This window comes from Peptostreptococcus russellii, assembly GCF_900110295.1.
GTDB classification, from domain to species: Bacteria; Bacillota; Clostridia; order Peptostreptococcales; family Peptostreptococcaceae; genus Peptostreptococcus; species Peptostreptococcus russellii_A.
In genome coordinates this window covers 15,696-35,432 of the sequence record NZ_FODF01000011.1, presented here as the reverse complement: position 1 = coordinate 35,432, position 19,737 = coordinate 15,696, and the positions used below count along the sequence as shown (strand labels likewise).

17 protein-coding genes are annotated in these 19,737 nt (G+C 29.7%); 4 read left to right on the top strand and 13 right to left on the bottom strand.

The genetic code is table 11. The annotated features are described in order from the left end of the window. Positions 1–95: 95 nt before the first annotated feature. From murJ to BMY82_RS06995, 7 genes are all read right to left on the bottom strand, one after another. On the bottom strand, positions 96–1,658 hold the full coding sequence (murJ, locus tag BMY82_RS07025) for a murein biosynthesis integral membrane protein MurJ (RefSeq protein ID WP_091975853.1): 1,563 nt from the start codon (positions 1,656–1,658) through the stop codon (positions 96–98). A 13-nt stretch (positions 1,659–1,671) separates the two neighbouring features. Then, entirely contained in the window at positions 1,672–2,487 is an 816-nt protein-coding gene (locus BMY82_RS07020; RefSeq protein WP_091975852.1) for a LicD family protein, read from the bottom strand. A gap of 336 nt (positions 2,488–2,823) precedes the next feature. Further along, the gene (locus BMY82_RS07015) at positions 2,824–3,093 is read right to left on the bottom strand and encodes a chorismate mutase (RefSeq protein ID WP_091975851.1); all 270 of its coding nucleotides are present in this window, start codon (positions 3,091–3,093) and stop codon (positions 2,824–2,826) included. Between the two features lie 321 nt (positions 3,094–3,414). Beyond that, positions 3,415–4,503, bottom strand: coding sequence for a chorismate synthase (gene aroC, locus BMY82_RS07010; RefSeq protein ID WP_091975850.1), 1,089 nt, complete (start codon positions 4,501–4,503; stop codon positions 3,415–3,417). Then, positions 4,475–5,770, bottom strand: a complete 1,296-nt coding sequence (gene aroA / locus BMY82_RS07005) for a 3-phosphoshikimate 1-carboxyvinyltransferase (RefSeq protein ID WP_091975849.1) — start codon at positions 5,768–5,770, stop codon at positions 4,475–4,477. The genes aroC and aroA overlap by 29 nt, the downstream gene beginning before the upstream one ends. Before the next feature lie 115 nt (positions 5,771–5,885). Beyond that, positions 5,886–7,604, bottom strand: coding sequence for a DUF4091 domain-containing protein (locus BMY82_RS07000; protein WP_091975848.1), 1,719 nt, complete (start codon positions 7,602–7,604; stop codon positions 5,886–5,888). A gap of 42 nt (positions 7,605–7,646) precedes the next feature. Further along, on the bottom strand, positions 7,647–8,696 hold the full coding sequence (locus tag BMY82_RS06995) for an ABC transporter ATP-binding protein (RefSeq protein WP_091975847.1): 1,050 nt from the start codon (positions 8,694–8,696) through the stop codon (positions 7,647–7,649). A 329-nt stretch (positions 8,697–9,025) separates the two neighbouring features. On the opposite strand from BMY82_RS06995, the gene BMY82_RS06990 reads away from it, so the two are divergent. The 3 genes from BMY82_RS06990 to BMY82_RS06980 all read left to right on the top strand — a co-directional run bounded on the left by BMY82_RS06990 (position 9,026) and on the right by BMY82_RS06980 (position 12,154). Continuing rightward, on the top strand, positions 9,026–10,306 hold the full coding sequence (locus BMY82_RS06990) for an ABC transporter substrate-binding protein (RefSeq protein WP_091975846.1): 1,281 nt from the start codon (positions 9,026–9,028) through the stop codon (positions 10,304–10,306). Positions 10,307–10,432: 126 nt separating this feature from the next. Then, entirely contained in the window at positions 10,433–11,305 is an 873-nt protein-coding gene (locus BMY82_RS06985) for a carbohydrate ABC transporter permease (protein ID WP_091975845.1), read from the top strand. A gap of 12 nt (positions 11,306–11,317) precedes the next feature. After that, positions 11,318–12,154 carry a carbohydrate ABC transporter permease gene (locus tag BMY82_RS06980; protein ID WP_207645485.1) on the top strand — a complete coding sequence of 279 codons (837 nt, stop codon included), beginning with the start codon at positions 11,318–11,320 and terminating at the stop codon, positions 12,152–12,154. A 96-nt stretch (positions 12,155–12,250) separates the two neighbouring features. Here BMY82_RS06980 and aroB read toward each other — a convergent pair whose 3' ends face one another. The 5 genes from aroB to BMY82_RS06955 all read right to left on the bottom strand — a co-directional run bounded on the left by aroB (position 12,251) and on the right by BMY82_RS06955 (position 16,781). Beyond that, on the bottom strand, positions 12,251–13,312 hold the full coding sequence (aroB, locus tag BMY82_RS06975) for a 3-dehydroquinate synthase (protein WP_091975843.1): 1,062 nt from the start codon (positions 13,310–13,312) through the stop codon (positions 12,251–12,253). 255 nt (positions 13,313–13,567) lie between these two features. Then, positions 13,568–14,038, bottom strand: coding sequence for a methylated-DNA--[protein]-cysteine S-methyltransferase (locus BMY82_RS06970; protein ID WP_091975842.1), 471 nt, complete (start codon positions 14,036–14,038; stop codon positions 13,568–13,570). A gap of 211 nt (positions 14,039–14,249) precedes the next feature. Further along, entirely contained in the window at positions 14,250–15,059 is an 810-nt protein-coding gene (locus BMY82_RS06965; RefSeq protein WP_091975841.1) for an energy-coupling factor transporter transmembrane component T family protein, read from the bottom strand. Further along, positions 15,052–15,960: an energy-coupling factor transporter ATPase gene (locus BMY82_RS06960; RefSeq protein ID WP_091975840.1), complete on the bottom strand. Its 909-nt coding sequence runs from the start codon at positions 15,958–15,960 to the stop codon at positions 15,052–15,054. The genes BMY82_RS06965 and BMY82_RS06960 overlap by 8 nt, the downstream gene beginning before the upstream one ends. Beyond that, positions 15,945–16,781 (bottom strand): energy-coupling factor transporter ATPase, encoded by an 837-nt coding sequence (locus BMY82_RS06955; RefSeq protein WP_091975839.1) that lies wholly within the window; start codon positions 16,779–16,781, stop codon positions 15,945–15,947. Before BMY82_RS06955 ends, BMY82_RS06960 begins: the two co-directional genes overlap by 16 nt. Positions 16,782–17,367: 586 nt before the next feature. On the opposite strand from BMY82_RS06955, the gene BMY82_RS09650 reads away from it, so the two are divergent. Beyond that, positions 17,368–17,814 (top strand): TM2 domain-containing protein, encoded by a 447-nt coding sequence (locus tag BMY82_RS09650; RefSeq protein WP_091975838.1) that lies wholly within the window; start codon positions 17,368–17,370, stop codon positions 17,812–17,814. Between the two features lie 132 nt (positions 17,815–17,946). Here the strand turns inward: BMY82_RS09650 and ade are convergent, their stop codons facing one another. Continuing rightward, positions 17,947–19,611 (bottom strand): adenine deaminase, encoded by a 1,665-nt coding sequence (gene ade, locus BMY82_RS06945; protein ID WP_091975837.1) that lies wholly within the window; start codon positions 19,609–19,611, stop codon positions 17,947–17,949. Between the last annotated feature and the right edge of the window lie 126 nt (positions 19,612–19,737).

Genomic DNA, 19,737 nt, shown 5'->3' with positions numbered 1-19,737 from the left:
AAAAAATATTTTTTGAAATAGATTTTTTCTATAAAACTACAAATTTATATAAAAAATACTCTTCTGCTAATTTTAACAGAAGAGTATCAAATATTCTATTTTCTTTTTATAAATGATAATTTTTTTGTTATTCCACCTTTAACCATGAATATAACTTCATTAAATTCATCTACTCTAAGCACATACATTATCACACAATACACAATTGCTCCTATCATAACTGCTAATGCTAGTGATATTAGTGCACCTAAAAAACTTTCTCCTATAAAAGCTATTGAAAATCTATAACTAAAGTATGAGCATACTCCCATTATAGCCGCAGAAAAAAGTGCTTTTATACTCACTATTCCTATATTTTTTAGACCAAAATCTCCTGCTTTCTTTTTTAAACTTCTTACAAACAGGAACAATCCTATATATGCAGAAACCGCTGTAGCAAGAGCCAAACCCTTATAACCTAGTGGTTTTATTAATATTAAATTTAAGGCTATATTAAAGAATATGGCTATAATACTATTAGTCATTGGTGTTTTACTATCATGCATTGAATAGAACCCTCTGGTAATAACATCTCTTATTGCAAAAGCAAGTAAACCTACTGTATAAAACATTAATATATTAGCAGTTACTGCTGTATCACTTGTTGTAAAACTTCTTCTTTGGAATAAAACTCTAACTATTGGACTAGAAAGAACACAAGCTCCAATTACAATAGGCACAAGTGCTACTATTACTATATTTATTGTCTTTCTCAATGAATTATTAAATTCATCCATTTTTTCAAAGGCTGTATATTTTGCAAGCATTGGATATACTACTGCTAAAATAGAAGTTATAAATAAAGCCTGAACAAATTCATAAAGCTTTGTAGCATAACCAAACGAAGATACCACGTTGAATCCAAGAGTTGTTGCCAAACTCTTATCTATCGTTGAGTTTATCTGAGATGCACCGACTCCTATAAGAACTGGCAATATTAAATTTACCATTTCTTTTATAGCATCATCCTTTATATTAAATTTTGGTCTATATCTTAATCCCTGCCTTCTTGCTTCAAAAACCATAAATAATGTCTTTGATAATATCGCAAAAAATGTACCTATTACAAGTACAAATATAGTTGTATTTTTACTTATTAGTATAGAGGCTATAATTATAATATTATATGGAACACCCACAAGACCAGGAATAACAAACTTTCCTTTTACCTGTAAAAAAGAAGTCAGTATATTTGCAACTCCAACAAATATTATTGTAGGAAGAAGTATTCTTGTAAAGTTAACTGCCAATTTCAAGGCTTCACCTTCATAACCTATTGCAAATATTTTTACTAAAGGCTTTGCAAATACTATTCCCAACAATGAAAGTAAAAGACATATTATAATTACAATATTTATTATAGAATTTGTAAATTCTATAGCTCCATCTTTTCCTCTTTCCTTTTCAACTCTATTAAAAACCGGTATATAACTTGTTGCTAATGCAGTTCCGACTATAGCAAATATTACAATAGGTATATTGTTTGCAATATCGTATACCGCCTTATACATACTAGTACCATAGCTTGCAGCCATAACAGTTTCTCTAATAAGACCAATTATCTTTGAAAATATTGTTACTAGCATCAAAACAAGCGTAGTTTTTGCAGTTTTTGACATTTTTCTCTCCTATCTATAATTCTAAATCAATAATATGGGGTACTCTTTCTTCCTCGGGTGGAAAACTCATATAGTCCCCATAATACTTCTTCAAGTATGTATCATAGTCACTAGGACCATAGAATTTGTAACCTTCAAAATCATATTCCTTTAGAGGAAACACAACTTCATTTCTATGTCGCCATCTATTGTCCATAAAAGGTGTGTCTACTCCATATACGATACTATCTGTTAATTTTTTTTCCTTAGCTCTTTTACAGTAATCAATCCATATATTTTCAACTTTAATATTCTGTAAAAATAGCTTAATGTGATCCCTAAATTTACTAGGTCTTGTCTTTCTAAAATAACTTATTCTATTAAGTGCTTTGCACCATTTTTTATTGAGCATTTTTTCATTTACTGAATCACATGGAAATATATCCACAAATGTTCCCATGCATTTCTCACCTGATGCTCTTTCATACCCTTTAAAATGTCCCAAATAATATATCTTGGCAAAGGATGGCTGTATATTGACCTCTTTTTGACATCTGTTTACTGTATACTTACTATCATAAAAAAGCCCTTCAGGAAGATTTGTACCTGCTATTTTTTCAAACTTCTCATAATCTTCTCTTTTCATACAAATATCACAATCGTCATCCCAAGGTATAAATCCTCCATGCCTTACTGAACCCAGAAGAGTTCCAGAATCTATCCAGTATTCTATATTGTTTGCTCTACACATTTCATCAATTACCTTCATTATTTCCAAAATGACTAGTTGAAGTTTTCTAAGGTCCGTTTCTTCGGAATCTATTATATTTTCAACATTATCTTTAAACATATTTGCCTCCTGTTTATATCGACTGTCAGTAGGCAGATCGATTAATTTTTTACTAAAAATTTTCCACTCCTATACATTATATTATTAACTTCTCTTTCACTCAATAAAAATTTTAAAACTTTTAATTTTTTATTTTTGTATAAGCAACTAAAGAGCTGCGCAATTATTCTTTGCAACAGCTCCATTTTTAGCAAAAAAACTAGCCATAACGGCTAGTAAGACCTTTTTCGTAACAGCTCAATTCGACTATATCGAAATCCTAATTAAATAATACATTAAAAGTAGGATTTTTACAATATCCGATTCATTCTACGATTTATAAATATCATTTTTTTACTATTTTATTAAGTTAAATTGGAATTTCTTTGACAAGTCCATTACTTTTTTCATGAACTCTATAACATATTGTTCATACTCTTTGTTGTCAAGATCTTCTAAACATTTATTTATAACTTCTCTTTCTCTTGCCTGATGAAAAATCTCCATATCGTTTTCTTTTTTATATTCAGCAACAAGACGTGCCATATCCATTCTTTTTTCAAATAGAGCTATAAGTTCTCTATCTATTGAATCAATTTCCTCTCTGTAATTTGCTATTACCTTCATTTTTTTCTCCTAATCAACCCTAAACAAAATTTCTATTATGCAGTCAATAAGGCTGCTCATTAATTAAAACCATACTTTTATCAAAAAAATTAAATATTTTGATTATATTTATAATAACACATCTATATATACCGTCAAGCTAAAATTTACGTTTTATTAAATTTTTTATTAATATATTATATGCTTTTCTATGACATACCTATATAATCAATAAAATATTATTTATTTTTCATAATTTTCCATTATATTTTAAACTTTAAAATTATTTTTACTTATTATATATTTTTTCAGTAGTTTTTAAGATTCACTTCAATCTATATTTTATATCCTACTTCCATATATTAAATCAAGTATAGCTATTGCCATTACAGATTCTAAGACTACCATAACCCTTGGTACTATTATTGGGTCATGTCTTCCTGTTAACTCTAGTTGAGTATTTTCCTTAGTTCGAATATTTATAGTATCTTGTTTTTTTGCTATTGAAGATGTCGGCTTTATTGCCGCGCTAAATATTACGGGCATTCCATTAGTAATACCACCATTAATTCCTCCATTATGGTTTGTCTTTGTTTTTACATTTTTATTGTCATCAAAGTAGAACTCATCATTTGCTTCTGAGCCCTTCATCTTTGACATATCAAACCCTAAACCGAATTCTATGCCTTTGACAGCAGGCACTGAAAATACAATAGAAGATATGACAGATTCTACAGAATCAAAAAATGGATCTCCTATGCCTGCCTCTATTCCAATTGCAGCACATTCTACTACACCACCTAGAGAATCCCCTTCTTCTTTTGTTTTCAAAATCAGTTCTCTTATTTCATCCTCTTTATTTGAATTTAAAAGGGCAAGTTTCTTTTTCTTTAATTTATCAAACTCTTCTTTTGATAAAGTTCCTTCCGAAAATCTATCATCTTTTATATTTCCTACGCTTAAAATATGCGAGGCAATATAAATTCCATTTTCTTGTAAAATCTGCTTGGCAATAGCTCCAGCAAATACAAGTGGCGCTGTTATACGCCCTGAAAAATGTCCACCACCTCTATAGTCATTATAAGCATTATATTTTATTTTAGAAGTATAATCAGCATGTCCCGGTCTCATTATATCCTTTAATTGGGAATAATCTTTTGACCTATGATCCTTGTTCTTTATAATCGCAGTAAGTGGAGCTCCTGTAGTATAACCATTAAATAATCCACTTATTATCTCTGGAAAATCTTCTTCTGTTCTAGATGTTGAAATATTGCTCTTTCCTGGAGCACGTCTTCCCATTTCTTCTAAAATATTTTCAAAATCTATCTTTACTCCTGGAGTAATACCATCTATTACTATTCCAATATGACTTCCATGAGACTCTCCAAATATACTTACTTTAAAATTTTTCCCCCATGTAGCACTCATATTTACCACCTAACTTTCTATAATCTTCCCAAAAATTGGGATATGACTTCGATACTACTTCAGCATTTTGCAAAACTATTTCTTCTTCACATACAGTTGCTGCAATTGCCAACATCATAGCAATTCTATGATCCTTATAGCTATCTACTTTAACTTTTCCTTTAAAACTTTTCACACCCTGTATAATTAAAAAATCCTCGCCCATTTCAATACTAGCTCCTAGCTTACTAAGTTCAGTATAAACAGCTTTTAATCTATCTGATTCCTTGATCTTTAATCTTGAAATATCACTAATTTCTGTTTTCCCTTCACTTAAAGATGCTAATAGAGAAATTATCGGTACTATATCCGGAATCTGACTTCCATTAAAGTTATATGCTTTCTTTTTGCTTTCAATAATTTTTAAACTTTTCCCATCTTTTCCAAACTCTAGCTTTGCACCAAAACTCTCTAGAATTTCTAATATCTTTTTATCACCTTGTAGAGAATTTTTCTCTATGTCCAGAATTTCTACTTTATTTCCCAAGGCATCAGCTACTGCAAAAAAAGCCAGCTGAGAATAATCTCCTTCTATATATAAATCTCTAGACTTATAACTTTGATTTCCACTTATATAAAATGACTTATAATTATTATTTTCTATTGTAATACCAAACTTATTCAAACAATCTATCGTAAGGTCAACATAAGACTTAGATTCCATTTTACCAGATATTACTATTTCACTGTCATGATTAAGTAGTGGAAGCATAAACATCATTCCTGATATAAATTGGGAGCTAATATCCCCTCTCATATTAAAAATGCTAGATTCAAAGCTTTTCTTTACAAAAATTTCTAAGACACTTCCCTCTCTCTTATATTCAACATCCTCTTTATCAAATATTTCATAATATGGTGTCATAGGTCTATCTAAAAGCCTACCTTTGGTATGTATGCTATACTTACCCTTAAATAGGGTAAGTATAGGCAGTAAAAACCTTATTGTAGAACCAGATTCACAGCAATCTATTTTTATATTTTCACTATTTACCTTTGAAGAAGATTTCCCATATACAATTAACTTCTTTCCATCTCTCTCAAAACTTGCTCCTAAGGATTTCATTGCATTAATACTAGCATTTATATCATCTGAATATGCTATATTATCTAGTTCACTCCTTCCATCTGCAAGTGATGCACATATAATAGCCCTATGAGCAATACTCTTAGACGGTGGTATTTTAATGCTTCCCTCTAATTTAGATGGAAATATTTTTAGATCCATAAACTTCCTCCTAATACTTAAACTTTTTAAATACTTTCTTTTTTATTAGAAAAGATACTTTTTAAAATTTTTCTTTAAACATTATACTCTTGTCTATAATTATAAATCTTTATTACTATTTCAAAACTGACTTTATTATTTCATTTCTTATTTTTTCATAATCATTTATATTTTTATATTCTTCAAGAAGAACATTGTTATCAACTCTGTCTATATTTCCACTTATAGACAACCTCTCTTTAAGTTCTTTTTGAACATCTACACCTTCTTTTTCAAGTTTTCTAAAAATATTAAAATCTTGAATACTATAAAGCATATTTTTCTCTCTCAAACTATGCAGTGGTTCTCCATTTTTTCCTGGATATATAAAGAACATATCACCAGCAGCCCATTTTTCAGGCTTATACCTAATATCTTTATACACATCTTCCACATATATTCCATACGCCCATCTAAGCATACCTTTAAAATTCCAAATATATGTATAAGGGCCTATATATCTAGACTCAATAAGTGGACTCTTAATAAAAACATTAAAATTTTCAGGGAAACAGCATGAATACCATGTCATTTTGTGCGCATTTTCTCCCAACTTGCCTATGACTTTTCCATTCTCACTTGAATCTGCTAATAAAAGTGTATTCATTGAAAAACTATCCATATCCCCCTTATACTCCCTAAAAAATGAATTACTATGAAGTGCATACTTAAAGTTTATTTTTCTTCCACTTGCCTCTTCTATAAACTCTGAGAATACTTTAAATAAATCATTTGCTCCAGGCTCGTCTCCTATTACCTTGGTTATTTCTAAAAGCCCTCTTTTATCCAAGTGATCAAATATAGCCCTAATATATTTTTTCAGTTCATTTTTATTTCTTATAAAATCATAAATACCCATATCTTCATCGTATACTTTTACTCTTATAGGATCTCTATACTCCTCAATAGGAGAGCCAAAATCTAGACCATGCCAATTTCCTATAATCCCAAAAATATTTATTTCATCTTTTATACCGTACTTCATACAAAGGTCTATATATCTATCCATATTTCTAAAATCATATATAAAATTTCCAGCTTTTTTCCTAACAGACACAATATTATATTCATATAATCTAGAAGGATTTTTATTTATTCCAAAACACTTCTGACCTGCCCATGGAAAATCCGAAACAATAAGGTCTATTACTTTCTGACCTAATTTTGCCATTTCCTTAATATATTTTTCTATAATATCGAAATGCTGATCTGAAAAATAATCCACTCTATATACCCTTGCCCATGAAGAAGGATGCTGCCATAAATCCAAATAAAAAGATTTTTCAATATTCATATCTAACTTATAATCGATTACCCTTACTGTAATCGTTCTTTTTTCTTCAAGTCTCTCTGCCTCGTATCCATTGGCAGAAAATAATTTAATTACTATTTTAAAAGAATCTTCCTTAAAATCTTCTGGTATTTTCCCTTCTATAAATATAGGAACCTCCCCTTTTGGATATTCCCCTGATTTTTCATTTAGTATAATGTCTGCTTTTTCTATGTCATCATCATCTTTTACATAGGCTATCAAATGAGAAGTTATATCTAGCTCAGATTCAACTTTTAATCTATATCTTCTATCTAATCCCCACCATGGAAGGTCGTACTCATTTTCAAGATTTATAAAGCATTGACTATCTGATTTAAACACTGCAAAAAAACCAAACTCCTCATTTCTTACAACTTCTATATTATTTATTTCTGTACTATTGTTATATTTAAGAAGTTTTTCAAGAGTTTTACTACTTTCATTTCCTCTAAAAAAATTATGTGTACTATTATATAGCTTCATCTAATACCTCTTTTCTAAAAATAATTCAAATTAATTTATTAATTATATTCTTTCTTCTGTTTCTCTATCAAAAACATGAAGTCCCTTTTCATTAATTTTTAAATTACATCTATCGGATATTGAAATTCTATTATCAACTCCACATCTTACTATAACTTCTTTAATTTCACTAAATTTTTCTGATGATAAATATATCAACTTTTCACTTCCAAGATTTTCAACTAATTCAACTTGAAAGTCACTTCCAGAAACAATTGAAATATCTTCTGGTCTTATTCCAACTATTATATCCTTATTCATTGCTTTTTCATATTTAAAAGTGTTGTTTACTATATTTATATTCCCCTTATTAGCCTTCGCATTTATAAAGTTCATTTGAGGAGCACCTATAAAGCCAGCAACAAAAATATTTGAAGGCTTATTATAAAGTTCTTCTGGTGTCCCCTTCTGTTGAATTAATCCATCTTTCATAAGAACTATTGTAGTTGCCATTGTCATTGCTTCAACTTGATCATGAGTTACATATATTGTAGTAGTTTTAAGACTTCTATAGAGTTTCATTATTTCGGCTCTAGTCTGTACTCTAAGTTTTGAATCAAGATTTGAAAGTGGCTCATCCATTAAAAATACTTTAGGTTTTCTTATCATTGCTCTGGCTAAAGCAACTCTCTGCATTTGACCACCTGAAAGTTGTCTAGGCTTTCTATCAAGTAGATCTTCTATATCAAGAACTGATGCTACTTCTTTTACACTTTTTTCAACTATGTCTTTAGGTGTTTTCTTTAAAATAAGGCTTATGGCAATATTTTTATAAACAGTCATATGAGGATAAAGTGCATAATTTTGGAAAACCATAGCAATATTTCTATCTTTGGCTTCTACATCATTTATTTTTTTATCATCAATATATATTTCACCTGAATCAATATCTTCCAATCCTGCAAGTATTCTTAAAAGTGTAGATTTTCCACAGCCGGAAGGACCAAGCATTACAACGAACTCTCCATCTTTTATTTCAAGATTGAAATTATCTATAACATTTTTCTTTTTATCATACGATTTAATAATATTTTTAAAAATAATTCCCTTCATTTTTTATCTCCTATAATTTTTTCATAAACTCATTATATATCATTAATATATCTATTTCCACATTAATAAAACTTCCTTTCACTATATGATACCATATATTATTTTTTACAATATATATAACTTTTTTATTTACTATTATTACTACTTTTTTATGCTTTAGGTATTTTATATTATAATACTCTAATATGATGTTATAGTTTTATTCTATATTCACATATCAAAATATACTAAAAAGCTATACTATATGTGAAAGATTATACATTATGATATAATTTGTGTTAGATAACAAAATTAATTAAATTTTTATTATTTTAAAAAGGAGTGCTAACATGAAATTTAAAAAAATATCGGCAATTGCATTAGCTGCAGTTATGACTATGGGGCTTCTATCAGGATGTGGAAACAAGGAAGAAGCGGAGTCGGGAGAGTCAACAAAATCTGACGGTAAAGAAATCACTTTAATGATTCCTGACTGGGGAGCACCAAGCGAAGAAATGCTTGAAGAGTTTAAAGATGAAACAGGTATAAAGGTAAATCTTCAAAAAACTGGTTGGGATGATATTAAGAAAAAAGTCTCAGTAGCGTCAACAGGAAAAAATGCTCCTGCAGATGTTTTTGAAGTAGATTGGTCTTGGGTTGGAGAATTCGAAAGTGCAGGTTGGCTTGAAAAACTAGATGTTCCTGAAGAGGTTCAAAAAGATATGCCTTCTTTAGCATACTTCAAGGTTAATGACGGAATATATGCTGTACCTTATTCTAATGATATGAGACTTGCTTATATGAATCAAGAAATGATGAAAAAAGCTGGATTAACTGAAAATCCAAAGAATTGGACAGAGCTTGAAAATTCATTTGCAAAAATGAAAGATGCAAAATCTGTTGAGTATCCACTGTTATTCCCTTTAACAGCTGAAGAAAAAACAACTACTTCTTTCATGACTTTAGCTTATACTAGAAATGGAATTGTATTTAATGATGATGGAACTTTAAATAAAGAAAGTACCCTAGATGCTCTTAAACTTATAGAAACTATGCTAAAGAAGGGTTATCTTGACCCTAACAGCGTTTCTACACCAGGTATGGATGTATTCAAGGGAATACAAAATGGTAACGGGGCATTCCTTGAAGGTCCTACTTCTTATGTAACAAGTGTAAATGACGAAAAAGAATCAAAAGTTGTTGGTCAGGTAAAAGCTATACCTTTCCCTGGTAAAGATGGAATTGCAACAAAGTCTATATCATTTACAGAAGCTGTAGGTATTTCACCATTCTCTAAAAATAAAGAAGCTGCAAAGAAATTTGTTGAATGGTTCTACAAGCCTGAAACTCAGGTTAAATTAAATAAGGCTGTATATATAATGCCAACTAGAACAAGCGTACTTGAAAAAATGATTAAGGATAAAGAAATTGATGCACCTGAATTTGTTATTGAACAATCTAAGAAGGTTGAATCACCATTCCCTAATGGTGTTCCTAAATACTACACTAAGATGAGTACAGAAATGTTCAATATTATAAATCAATTAGGACAGGGTAAACTAACTGCTGAAGAAGCAACAGATCAAATGGTTCAAAAGGTTGATCAGATTGTAAAAGACAATAGTAAATAAATAACTAAATATAAACTCAAAGGCTGGCTATAGGCCAGCCTTATTTTTAATAAAATACATATAAACAAACACTAAATTCAGTTTAATAATTATACATATAATTTTTTAAAAAAGGGGGTCATCTATTTGAAAGTAAATAAAAAAATAGCAGCATTTATTTTATTATTGCCTTGCTCTATAATATTTATATTTACCGTATTTTTACCTATATTTACAACTTTCGGATACAGCCTAAAACATTTTAACCTTACTGAACCGGATCAAGAAAAATTTATTGGCTTTGAAAATTATAAAACAGTTCTTTTGAGCAAAGACTTTCACAGTGCTCTTCTTAATAGTGCTATTATACTTCTTTATGTACTTGTAATTGGTCTTGTAATCAGTATGATAATAGCAATGGTTTTAAATAAAAAAACAAAACTTAACTCAATACTTACTGCAATTGTAATTGTACCTTGGGCACTACCACCAATTGTAAATGGTATAATGTGGAAGTTTATATTTTTTCCAGGATATGGCTTGTTAAACAAGCTTCTAATAAAGTTTCATCTAATTAATGAGCCTATTTCATGGATTAATAATAGATGGATGTTTTTATTTGTAATTTCAATAGTAATAATATGGAGAGTTGTTCCATTTTCAGCTATTGTAATACTTGCAAATTTACAAAATATACCTGATGAGTACTATGATTCTATATACCTAGAAGGTAGTAACAAGTGGCAAGCTTTTAAAGAAATAACGCTACCTCTTTTAATACCTTCACTTGGAGTAGTTCTCATAAATTTAACCACAACTGCTGTAAATGTTTTTGATGAAGTAATAGCTATCTCAGGCTATCAATTTGAAAATCAAACTCTTTTAGTATATAACTATTCAAATACATTTAATTTTCTTGATTTTGGAATTGGAAGTGCTATTTCATATATTATAATGATTCTTACTGGAATATTTGGATACCTTTATGTAAAAAATATGACAGTTGAAAAAGTATACTAGGAGGTGAAACACTTGAAAAGTAAAAATGGATTAATTTACTATCTTACAGTTATTCTTATTATAATTTTTTCATTGGGACCTATAGTTTGGTGTTTCATACTTAGTATTACACCTGAGGGTGACCTGTTAAAACAGGGAACAAATCTTATTCCTAATACAATTATATGGGATAACTATAAACAAATTTTTGATTTAAGCTCACAAGAGCATCAAACAACTTTTATTGGACTTTCAAATAGTATCAAAATTGCCGCGATAACACTTGCTATAGGAGTTCCAATTACAGTTATTACTGGATATGCTTTATCTATATATGACTTTAGAGGAAAAAACATTTTTGTTAATCTTCTTCTTTTGACAATTGTAATACCTGTTTTTACAACAATAATACCAGTCTATAATATATTTCGAAATATGAATCTTTTAGATAGTATGTTTTGGACTTCGGTTATATATGTTTCATCTGCCCTACCATTAAATACCTGGATTATGATGAACTATTTTAAACAAATGCCAAAGGAATTATGGCAAGCCGCTGCAATGGATGGATTCAATAGAAGACAAATATTTTTTAAAATAATATTACCTCTTTCAATTCCTACAATACTTACAACTAGCCTTATTATTTTCTTAATGGCATGGAAGCAATATATAATACCAATTATACTTCTTTCATCATACGAAAATAGAACTATGACAATGGTTATGTCTGAATTTATGACTAGAGATATGATAAAATATGGAATGATATCGGCTTGTGGAATAATTGCTATTATTCCTCCTGCAATTGCTGCAATGGTTTTCAGAAAATTTATTATTTCTAATTTAACTTCGGGGACTATAAAATAGAAATTAAAAAAACCTAGTTGTAAATATTATAAAATACAACTAGGTTTTCTAATTTCTAGCTTAAATATTACTCTATCTTATAAAAATTGAATTTTATTATTCAAAAAAATCTATTCCAGTATCAACTATTATACCTTTGCCAATTTCTTCAACTAATACAATTTTAAACTTATCTCCAAATCTCTTTTTATCATTTTTTATATACTTTATAAGTTCTTTATTTTCAACTTCTTCCTTGTTGCTTAGTCCAAATCTAGCTAGTATATTTTTTATATCTTTTACAATAGATTCATCTATCATACCTTTTTCAGCTGCTAATTCTGATATTCTAACCATACCTATTGCCACAGCTTCTCCATGCAGGTATTTTCTAAACTTATAGTGAGTTTCTATTGCGTGACCCAAAGTATGTCCAAAATTCAGAAGCATTCTTTGCCCTTTATCAAAGGGATCTTCCTCTACTAACTCTTTTTTTATACTACAACATCTATATATTATCTCGTTAAGTCTTTCAAATAACTGACTTCTACTTTCTATGGACATCAAAATATTATAGAGCTCTTTGTCTTTTATAAGAGCATACTTTATAACTTCTGCCATCCCACTTGTTAAATCCCTTGTATTCAGAGTCTCCAAGACAAAACTGTCTATTAGCACTAAAGATGGGTTATAAAAACTTCCTACTAGATTTTTACCTTGTGAAATATCTATAGCTGTTTTACCACCTATACTACTATCTACTTGAGCTAAAAGTGTTGTTGGAATTTGTATATACTCTATTCCTCTTAAATATGTTGAAGCAGCAAATCCAGCCAAGTCTCCAACTACCCCTCCACCAAGAGCTACTATCATATCAGACCTTGTAATTCCTAAATCTGACATTTCTGAATAAATACCAGCTAAAGTAAGTATATTTTTGGAGTTTTCACCAGGAGATATAACGTATTTTGCCAATTCAAATCCACTTTCTTCAAGACTCTTTTTTACAGTCTCACTATAAAGACTATCCACTGTTTCATCTGTTATTATAAACATTTTTTTTACCGACATAGCTTTTTCTTTTAACATCTTTGAAATATAGTCTCCTACAGATGAAAGTATTCCACCTTCTATTACTATGTCGTATTCTGAAAGCTTCGACTTTATATTTAGTATCATTCTTCTTCCACCTTTGCTATTTTTTCTTAAAACACTAGAAAATAACTTATTTCTAGACTTTTATTTTTTATTATTTTTATAATTATAATGAATTTAAACCTATATGTTATTTATTAGACTAAGTTAAACAATATTAACGTTTTTTAATTAGCTCAAGATTCGTAAAATATGTATACTAGTTGAATTTTATTCAATTCTATTAAATTTAGTTTAAAACCTTAATTATTATTTGTCAACAATATTTACTGAATTATTTTAACAATTCCGATTATTGTACTCCAATTCAATAAGTTCTTTTTTTAGAGATAGCCCTGCTGCATAGCCTCTTAACTTCCTATCTGAAGCTATCACTCTATGACATGGTATCACTATAAGTATTGGATTTTTATTATTTGCCATACCTACAGCTCTTGCAGCTTTTGGATTTCCTATTTTTTCTGCAATATAACCATATGAAACGCAAGTTCCATAGTCTATCTTCAAAAGTTCATTCCATACTTTAGTTTGAAATTCACTTCCTTGAGGCTTTATTTTCAGATCAAAACTCTTGCGTTTACCATTTAAATACTCTTCTAGTTGCTTTCTGGCTATTTTTATTATCGCAGTTTCCTTTATATTTCCTTCTATCTTTTTTAAATTTCTAAAAAATATATCCGTTATTGAACCATCTTCTTCTGCGATTCCTATCTCACCTATTGAAAGTGAATAAAAATATTTATTTTTCATATTTACCTCGTCTATAAAAATATTCTATATGCTATTTATAATACCCATATAATATTAAAAATTCCTCTTTTTAACTGCCTTTTTATTATAACATATATAAGTTTTTATGAACATACGTTCTTTTATTTTTCTAAAAAAGCTTCCAAAATTTGGAAGCTCTTTTTTATATTTGATTCTAATCTAACTTGATTTTTATTATTTATTAGTTTATTTATATTATCTTTATAAATCTACTTACTATTGCAAATATCAAAAATGCAAAAACTATAAAGTCTGCTACATAATCTGCCTTTTCCAACTTACTTTGCTTCATTTTTGTTCTGTTATCTCCACCTCTATAACATCTAGCTTCCATAGCCATTGCCAATTCATCTGCTCTTCTAAAAGCACTTACAAATAGTGGTATCAATAGTGGAACCATATTTTTAGCTCTACTTATTATATTTGAGCTTTCAAAGTCCGCACCTCTAGACATCTGTGCCTTCATAATCTTGTCTGTTTCATCAAGAAGGGTAGGTATAAATCTCAATGCAATTGTCATCATCATTGCAAGTTCGTGTGCAGGAAATCCTATCTTCTTAAGTGGTGAGCATGCACTTTCTATGCCGTCAGTAAGCTCTATAGGCGATGTAGTCAATGTTAGTATAGATGTTCCTAATACAAGAAGTACAAGCCTTATAGCCATGAAAAAGGCTGTTCTAATACCTTGTTCACATATCTTTAAAAATCCAAACTGCCATAAAACATCTCCGCCTTTTATAAAGAATATATTAATTACAAAAGTAAATAGTATAATCCATCTAAGAGGCTTTACTCCCTTTAAAACATATTTTACTGGAATATTTGATGCCTTGGTAATAAGTAAAAGGGCAAGCACTATTACAGCATATGGCCAGAATTGATTGACCAAAAATATTGAAACCATAAAAATAAGAGTTGCTAAAAGCTTTGTTCTAGCATCTAGGGAATGTATTACAGATTTTGTTGGATAAAACTGTCCAAGGGTAATATCTTTAAGCATCGTGCTTCACCCCCTCTTGAGTTTTTTCTCTTTCTATAAAATCTTTTTCTTTTATACATCTTACAATCTCATTCTTTATTTCAGAAATATTTATTACATCCGTTCTTACATTGTAACCTGCTTCTTTTCTAAGCTTTAGAGCAAGTTCTAGAACCTGTGGAATATCAAGACCTATGCCCTTTAATTTCTCTGCATTGTCTTTAAATATTTCTCTAGGAGAGCCCATCATCTCAAGCCTTCCCTTGTTCATTACCATAAGGGTATTGACAAGCTTAGCCATATCATCCATGCTATGTGAAGAAAGAATTACAGTCATATCTCCATTTGCATGAAGTGATTTAATAAGATTAAATATCTCATCTCTACCGCCTGGATCAAGACCTGCTGTAGGTTCATCTAGAATCAGTAACTCTGGATGCATAGCAATTACACCTGCTATTGCCACCCTTCTTTTTTGACCGCCAGAAAGATCAAAAGGCGACTTTTCTGCAAATTCTTCATAACTAAGACCTACATCTTTCATTGCCTCTCTTACTCTTTCATCTATTTCCTCTTGGCTAAGACCTAAATTGGATGGTCCAAAAGCAATGTCCTTGGCAACTGTTTCTTCAAATAACTGATACTCAGGATATTGAAATACTATCCCTACTCTTTTTCTTATTTCCGTTAAATTTTGTTCCTTATCAGTAATATCAAAATCATTAATATAAATTTTTCCTGAATGAGGTTTCATAATACCATTTAAATGTTGTATTAATGTTGATTTTCCAGAACCTGTATGTCCTATAAGACCTACAAAATCTCCATCTTTCACTTCAAATGTAATATTATCCAAAGCCTTCTGTGCAAATGGTAAACCTTCATTATATATATATGTTAAGTTCTCTACCTTAATTGACATAGCTCACCCACCATTTCATCCACAGTTAAAATATCCTGTTTTATATTTATTCCTTCTTCAGCAAGAAGATGAGATAGTTCTGTCATATATGGAACGTCAAGACCTATTCTCTTAAGTTCACCTACATGATTAAACACTTCTCTTGGAGTTCCTTCAAATACCTTTCTTCCCTTTTCCATTACAACTACTCTATCCGCTTCAACAGCTTCCTCCATAAAGTGAGTAATGTGAAGAACGGTAATATTGTATTCTTTGTTTAATCTCTTGATTGTATTCATAACTTCAGCTCTTCCTGAAGGGTCTAACATAGCAGTTGCCTCATCAAAAATAATACAATCTGGTCTCATAGCAATAATACCTGCTATTGCTACTCTTTGCTTTTGACCTCCTGATAAAAGATGGGGCTGTCTGTCTCTCATTTCATACATATCTACACTTTTAAGTGCAGCATCTACCCTCTTTCTTATTTCTGAAGGCTCTATTCCAAGATTTTCACAACCAAAAGCTACATCTTCTTCAACAATAGTAGCTACAATCTGGTTATCTGGATTCTGAAAAACCATTCCAGCACTTTGCCTTATATCCCATAATTTTTCCTCGTCTTTAGTATTCATTCCATTTACTAATATATCCCCACTTGTGGGAATAAGTATAGCATTTAAATTCTTTGATAAAGTAGACTTTCCTGAACCATTATGACCTATTACTGCTACAAATTCACCCTTTTTAATATTTAGGTTGAAATTATCAACAGCACGATAAGTTGAATCTTCAGTCACATATTCAAAGACCAAGTCCCTCACTTTAATAATATCTTCCATTAGTTTAATTTCTTCCTCCGCTTTTAATAATCTACATACACAAAATCTATATTATCCGCTAATAGCACTAAAAATTTAGGCATCTTTTACGGCTAATATAGATACATTCTTAATTCGAATACCCTTAATGATAATATCTATAACCCTCTTAAAAATTTTAATACTATCTATTATGTATTCTACACATTTCGAAAATAAACAATGTATATGATATGGCAAGAGCCATGCCCTTATTATACCACATCTAACATAGATATATTAACAAAATTACACTGAAAGATTTTAAAAAACGCAGCTACAAAAGTAACTGCGTTTTTCTTACAACTTTATATTATATTTAATCTGTTTAGGCTTGGGATTAAGTATACAATCTTAATCCGACACTTATATTTTAGTATGATTTATAATACTTTTCAAGAGCAAATATATAAACTGTATAAAAGATGTACACTTTATTATATTTATATAATTTTCAATTGCTTTTCTTGTTACATTATCAATACTATTGTATAATCATCTTATAAAAGAATTTTATTTTCTATAAAATACTGTTTTAAAATATTGATAAAGTGATTAGGAGAAAAAAATGTATAAGATTATTAGATTAACATATGATGAGGTTGTCATTGGACTTCCAAATGGCAACATTGAAAAATATCCTAGAAGCGCTATTAATTATCCAAATCCTAAGGTTAATGATTATGTGGAAATTTTTAAAGATGATACAGAAGTTATTATTAGTAAAAGATCCTCTAGTATCGGTGAAACTGTAATTAACGAATTCAATAACTTTGGTAGTAATGGTTCTAACTACAATAGCTATTATGGTAAAGAGGTAAATAAACTTGCCTATGTTCTTCTTGCGTTTTTTGTTGGTTCTTTTGGAATCCATAAATTCTATGCTGGAAAAACAGGTATGGGTATAGTTTATCTACTATTTTGTTGGACAGGAATCCCTGGTATTATAGGTGTTATTGAAGCTATAATGGCACTTGTAAAACCTGCAGATCCCTGTGGAAATATTATCCCATAATATATTATAGACATATTAAAATGTTGATGGCATAGATTTATTTAATCATTTTTAAAATGATATTCAAACCTGCCATCAACATTTTTTATTGTATTCACTTTTAAATCTGTTTTTATTATTTTTTATTGTATCTTAATCTAAAAATTCATCCTCTAATACGCTGTAAAGACCATTAGTTGTAATTCTTATCTCTGGTATTACAGGTAGAGCTATAAATGACAGGGTTATAAAAGGATCAATATTCTTATTTACTCCCATACTATAAGCCTTGTTTTTCATTTTCTCTAGCTTTTCTTTTATTATCTCACTTCTCTGATCAAACATTAACCCCATAATCGATAGCGATAGGCTTTCAAACACTTTTCCCTTGTAAACAAGCACTATCCCACCATGTATTTCTTTTAATGCTTCTATAGACTTCATAATGTCATCATCATTATCTCCTATTGCTACTACATTATGAGAATCATGAGATACACTTATTGCTATTGAACCATTTTCTATTCCAAAGTTAAAGCAACTAGAGCTATGATACTTTCTTTTATTATGATGTCTTTCTATTACTACTACCTTATTTTCTACTCCTATACCATCAGCTTTATTTATCTTTTTTGTAAGAAGCTGCCCATCTACCAAAGCTATTGCTGTTTTCTTGCTTTTTAGCTTCAACATATCTTTTGTAAACCAATCAATATGTACTGTATCTCTTAAAGATTCTGCTAGTTCATTTTCTCTTTCAGTATAGGACTCAACTTTCTTTCCATTATAGTAAACATCTTTAATATCTACTTTTTCCAAATCATTTAAAAGAACTATATTGGCTTTTTTGCCTACTGCTATCATTCCAATATCATTTAATCCATAGCAGACAGAAGGATTGTAACTTGCAATTTTATATGCTTCTAAAGTATCCATTCCTAAACTTATGGATTTTCTTATATTATTACTTATATGACCTTCACTAATTATATCCTCTATATGTTTATCATCTGTGCAAAAATTAAATAGCGAGGAATCAACTTTGTTTTTCACTATTCCTTCTACTATATTCTTCAAATTTTTAGCAGCAGAACCTTCTCTTATATGAACATACATACCTTGTCTAACCTTTGAAATAGCTTCTTCATAACTACTACACTCATGGTCTGTTAATATCCCAGACATAATATAAGCAGATAGTTCCTTTTCTCTTATTCCCAAAGCATGCCCATCTTTTGGCATAGAATCAAATAAAGAGAGTTTTTCCATCATAGATTTTTCAGCATCTACTACTGCCTTGCAATCCATTACTTCTCCAAGTCCAAGAATTCTTTCCTTGTTCAATATATCCTTCATACTTTCCGCATCTAAAATTGCTCCAGAGTCTTCACCCTTTTTGGCTGGAACACAAGAAGGTAGCATTATATAAACATCACCATAAGAATCATTTGTATCGTTTAAAATATATTCTATACCTTTGATACCACTTACATTTGCTGCTTCATGTGGATCTGCAATAAATGTAGTTGTACCAGACTTTGATGCATAATAGACTAATTCTCTAGGTCTAGACATAGTAGACTCAAAGTGAAGATGTGAATCTACAAATCCAGGTGTCAAAAAAACACCGCTACAATCTATTTCTTCCTTGCCACTATAATTTCCTACACCTACAATATATCCGTCGTGAACTGCTACATCAGCCTTTATAATTTCAGATGTATGAAGCATTAAAACAGATGCGTTTTTAAAACAAAGATCAGCTTTCTTTTTTCCTAAAACATAATCTTTTAGCTCAATGTATTTTTCTATATTCATAAATCTCTCCCTTCTATTTTATCTACTTTGTAATATAATTTGCTATTGTTTTTTGTTAAATCAACTTAATCATAAATATATTTTTCTTGCTACAAAACTTTTGCTTAATTCCAAGTATTTTTATTT

Excerpts from the sequence above, each read along its gene's own strand:
- murJ (WP_091975853.1), bottom strand. The coding sequence starts at position 1,658 with ATGTCAAAAACTGCAAAAACTACGCTTGTTTTGATGCTAGTAACAATA.
- BMY82_RS07020 (WP_091975852.1), bottom strand. The coding sequence starts at position 2,487 with ATGTTTAAAGATAATGTTGAAAATATAATAGATTCCGAAGAAACGGAC.
- BMY82_RS07015 (WP_091975851.1), bottom strand. The coding sequence starts at position 3,093 with ATGAAGGTAATAGCAAATTACAGAGAGGAAATTGATTCAATAGATAGA.
- aroC (WP_091975850.1), bottom strand. The coding sequence starts at position 4,503 with ATGAGTGCTACATGGGGGAAAAATTTTAAAGTAAGTATATTTGGAGAG.
- aroA (WP_091975849.1), bottom strand. The coding sequence starts at position 5,770 with ATGGATCTAAAAATATTTCCATCTAAATTAGAGGGAAGCATTAAAATA.
- BMY82_RS07000 (WP_091975848.1), bottom strand. The coding sequence starts at position 7,604 with ATGAAGCTATATAATAGTACACATAATTTTTTTAGAGGAAATGAAAGT.
- BMY82_RS06995 (WP_091975847.1), bottom strand. The coding sequence starts at position 8,696 with ATGAAGGGAATTATTTTTAAAAATATTATTAAATCGTATGATAAAAAG.
- BMY82_RS06990 (WP_091975846.1), top strand. The coding sequence starts at position 9,026 with ATGAAATTTAAAAAAATATCGGCAATTGCATTAGCTGCAGTTATGACT.
- aroB (WP_091975843.1), bottom strand. The coding sequence starts at position 13,312 with ATGATACTAAATATAAAGTCGAAGCTTTCAGAATACGACATAGTAATA.
- BMY82_RS06970 (WP_091975842.1), bottom strand. The coding sequence starts at position 14,038 with ATGAAAAATAAATATTTTTATTCACTTTCAATAGGTGAGATAGGAATC.
- BMY82_RS06965 (WP_091975841.1), bottom strand. The coding sequence starts at position 15,059 with ATGCTTAAAGATATTACCCTTGGACAGTTTTATCCAACAAAATCTGTA.
- BMY82_RS06960 (WP_091975840.1), bottom strand. The coding sequence starts at position 15,960 with ATGTCAATTAAGGTAGAGAACTTAACATATATATATAATGAAGGTTTA.
- BMY82_RS06955 (WP_091975839.1), bottom strand. The coding sequence starts at position 16,781 with ATGGAAGATATTATTAAAGTGAGGGACTTGGTCTTTGAATATGTGACT.
- BMY82_RS09650 (WP_091975838.1), top strand. The coding sequence starts at position 17,368 with ATGTATAAGATTATTAGATTAACATATGATGAGGTTGTCATTGGACTT.
- ade (WP_091975837.1), bottom strand. The coding sequence starts at position 19,611 with ATGAATATAGAAAAATACATTGAGCTAAAAGATTATGTTTTAGGAAAA.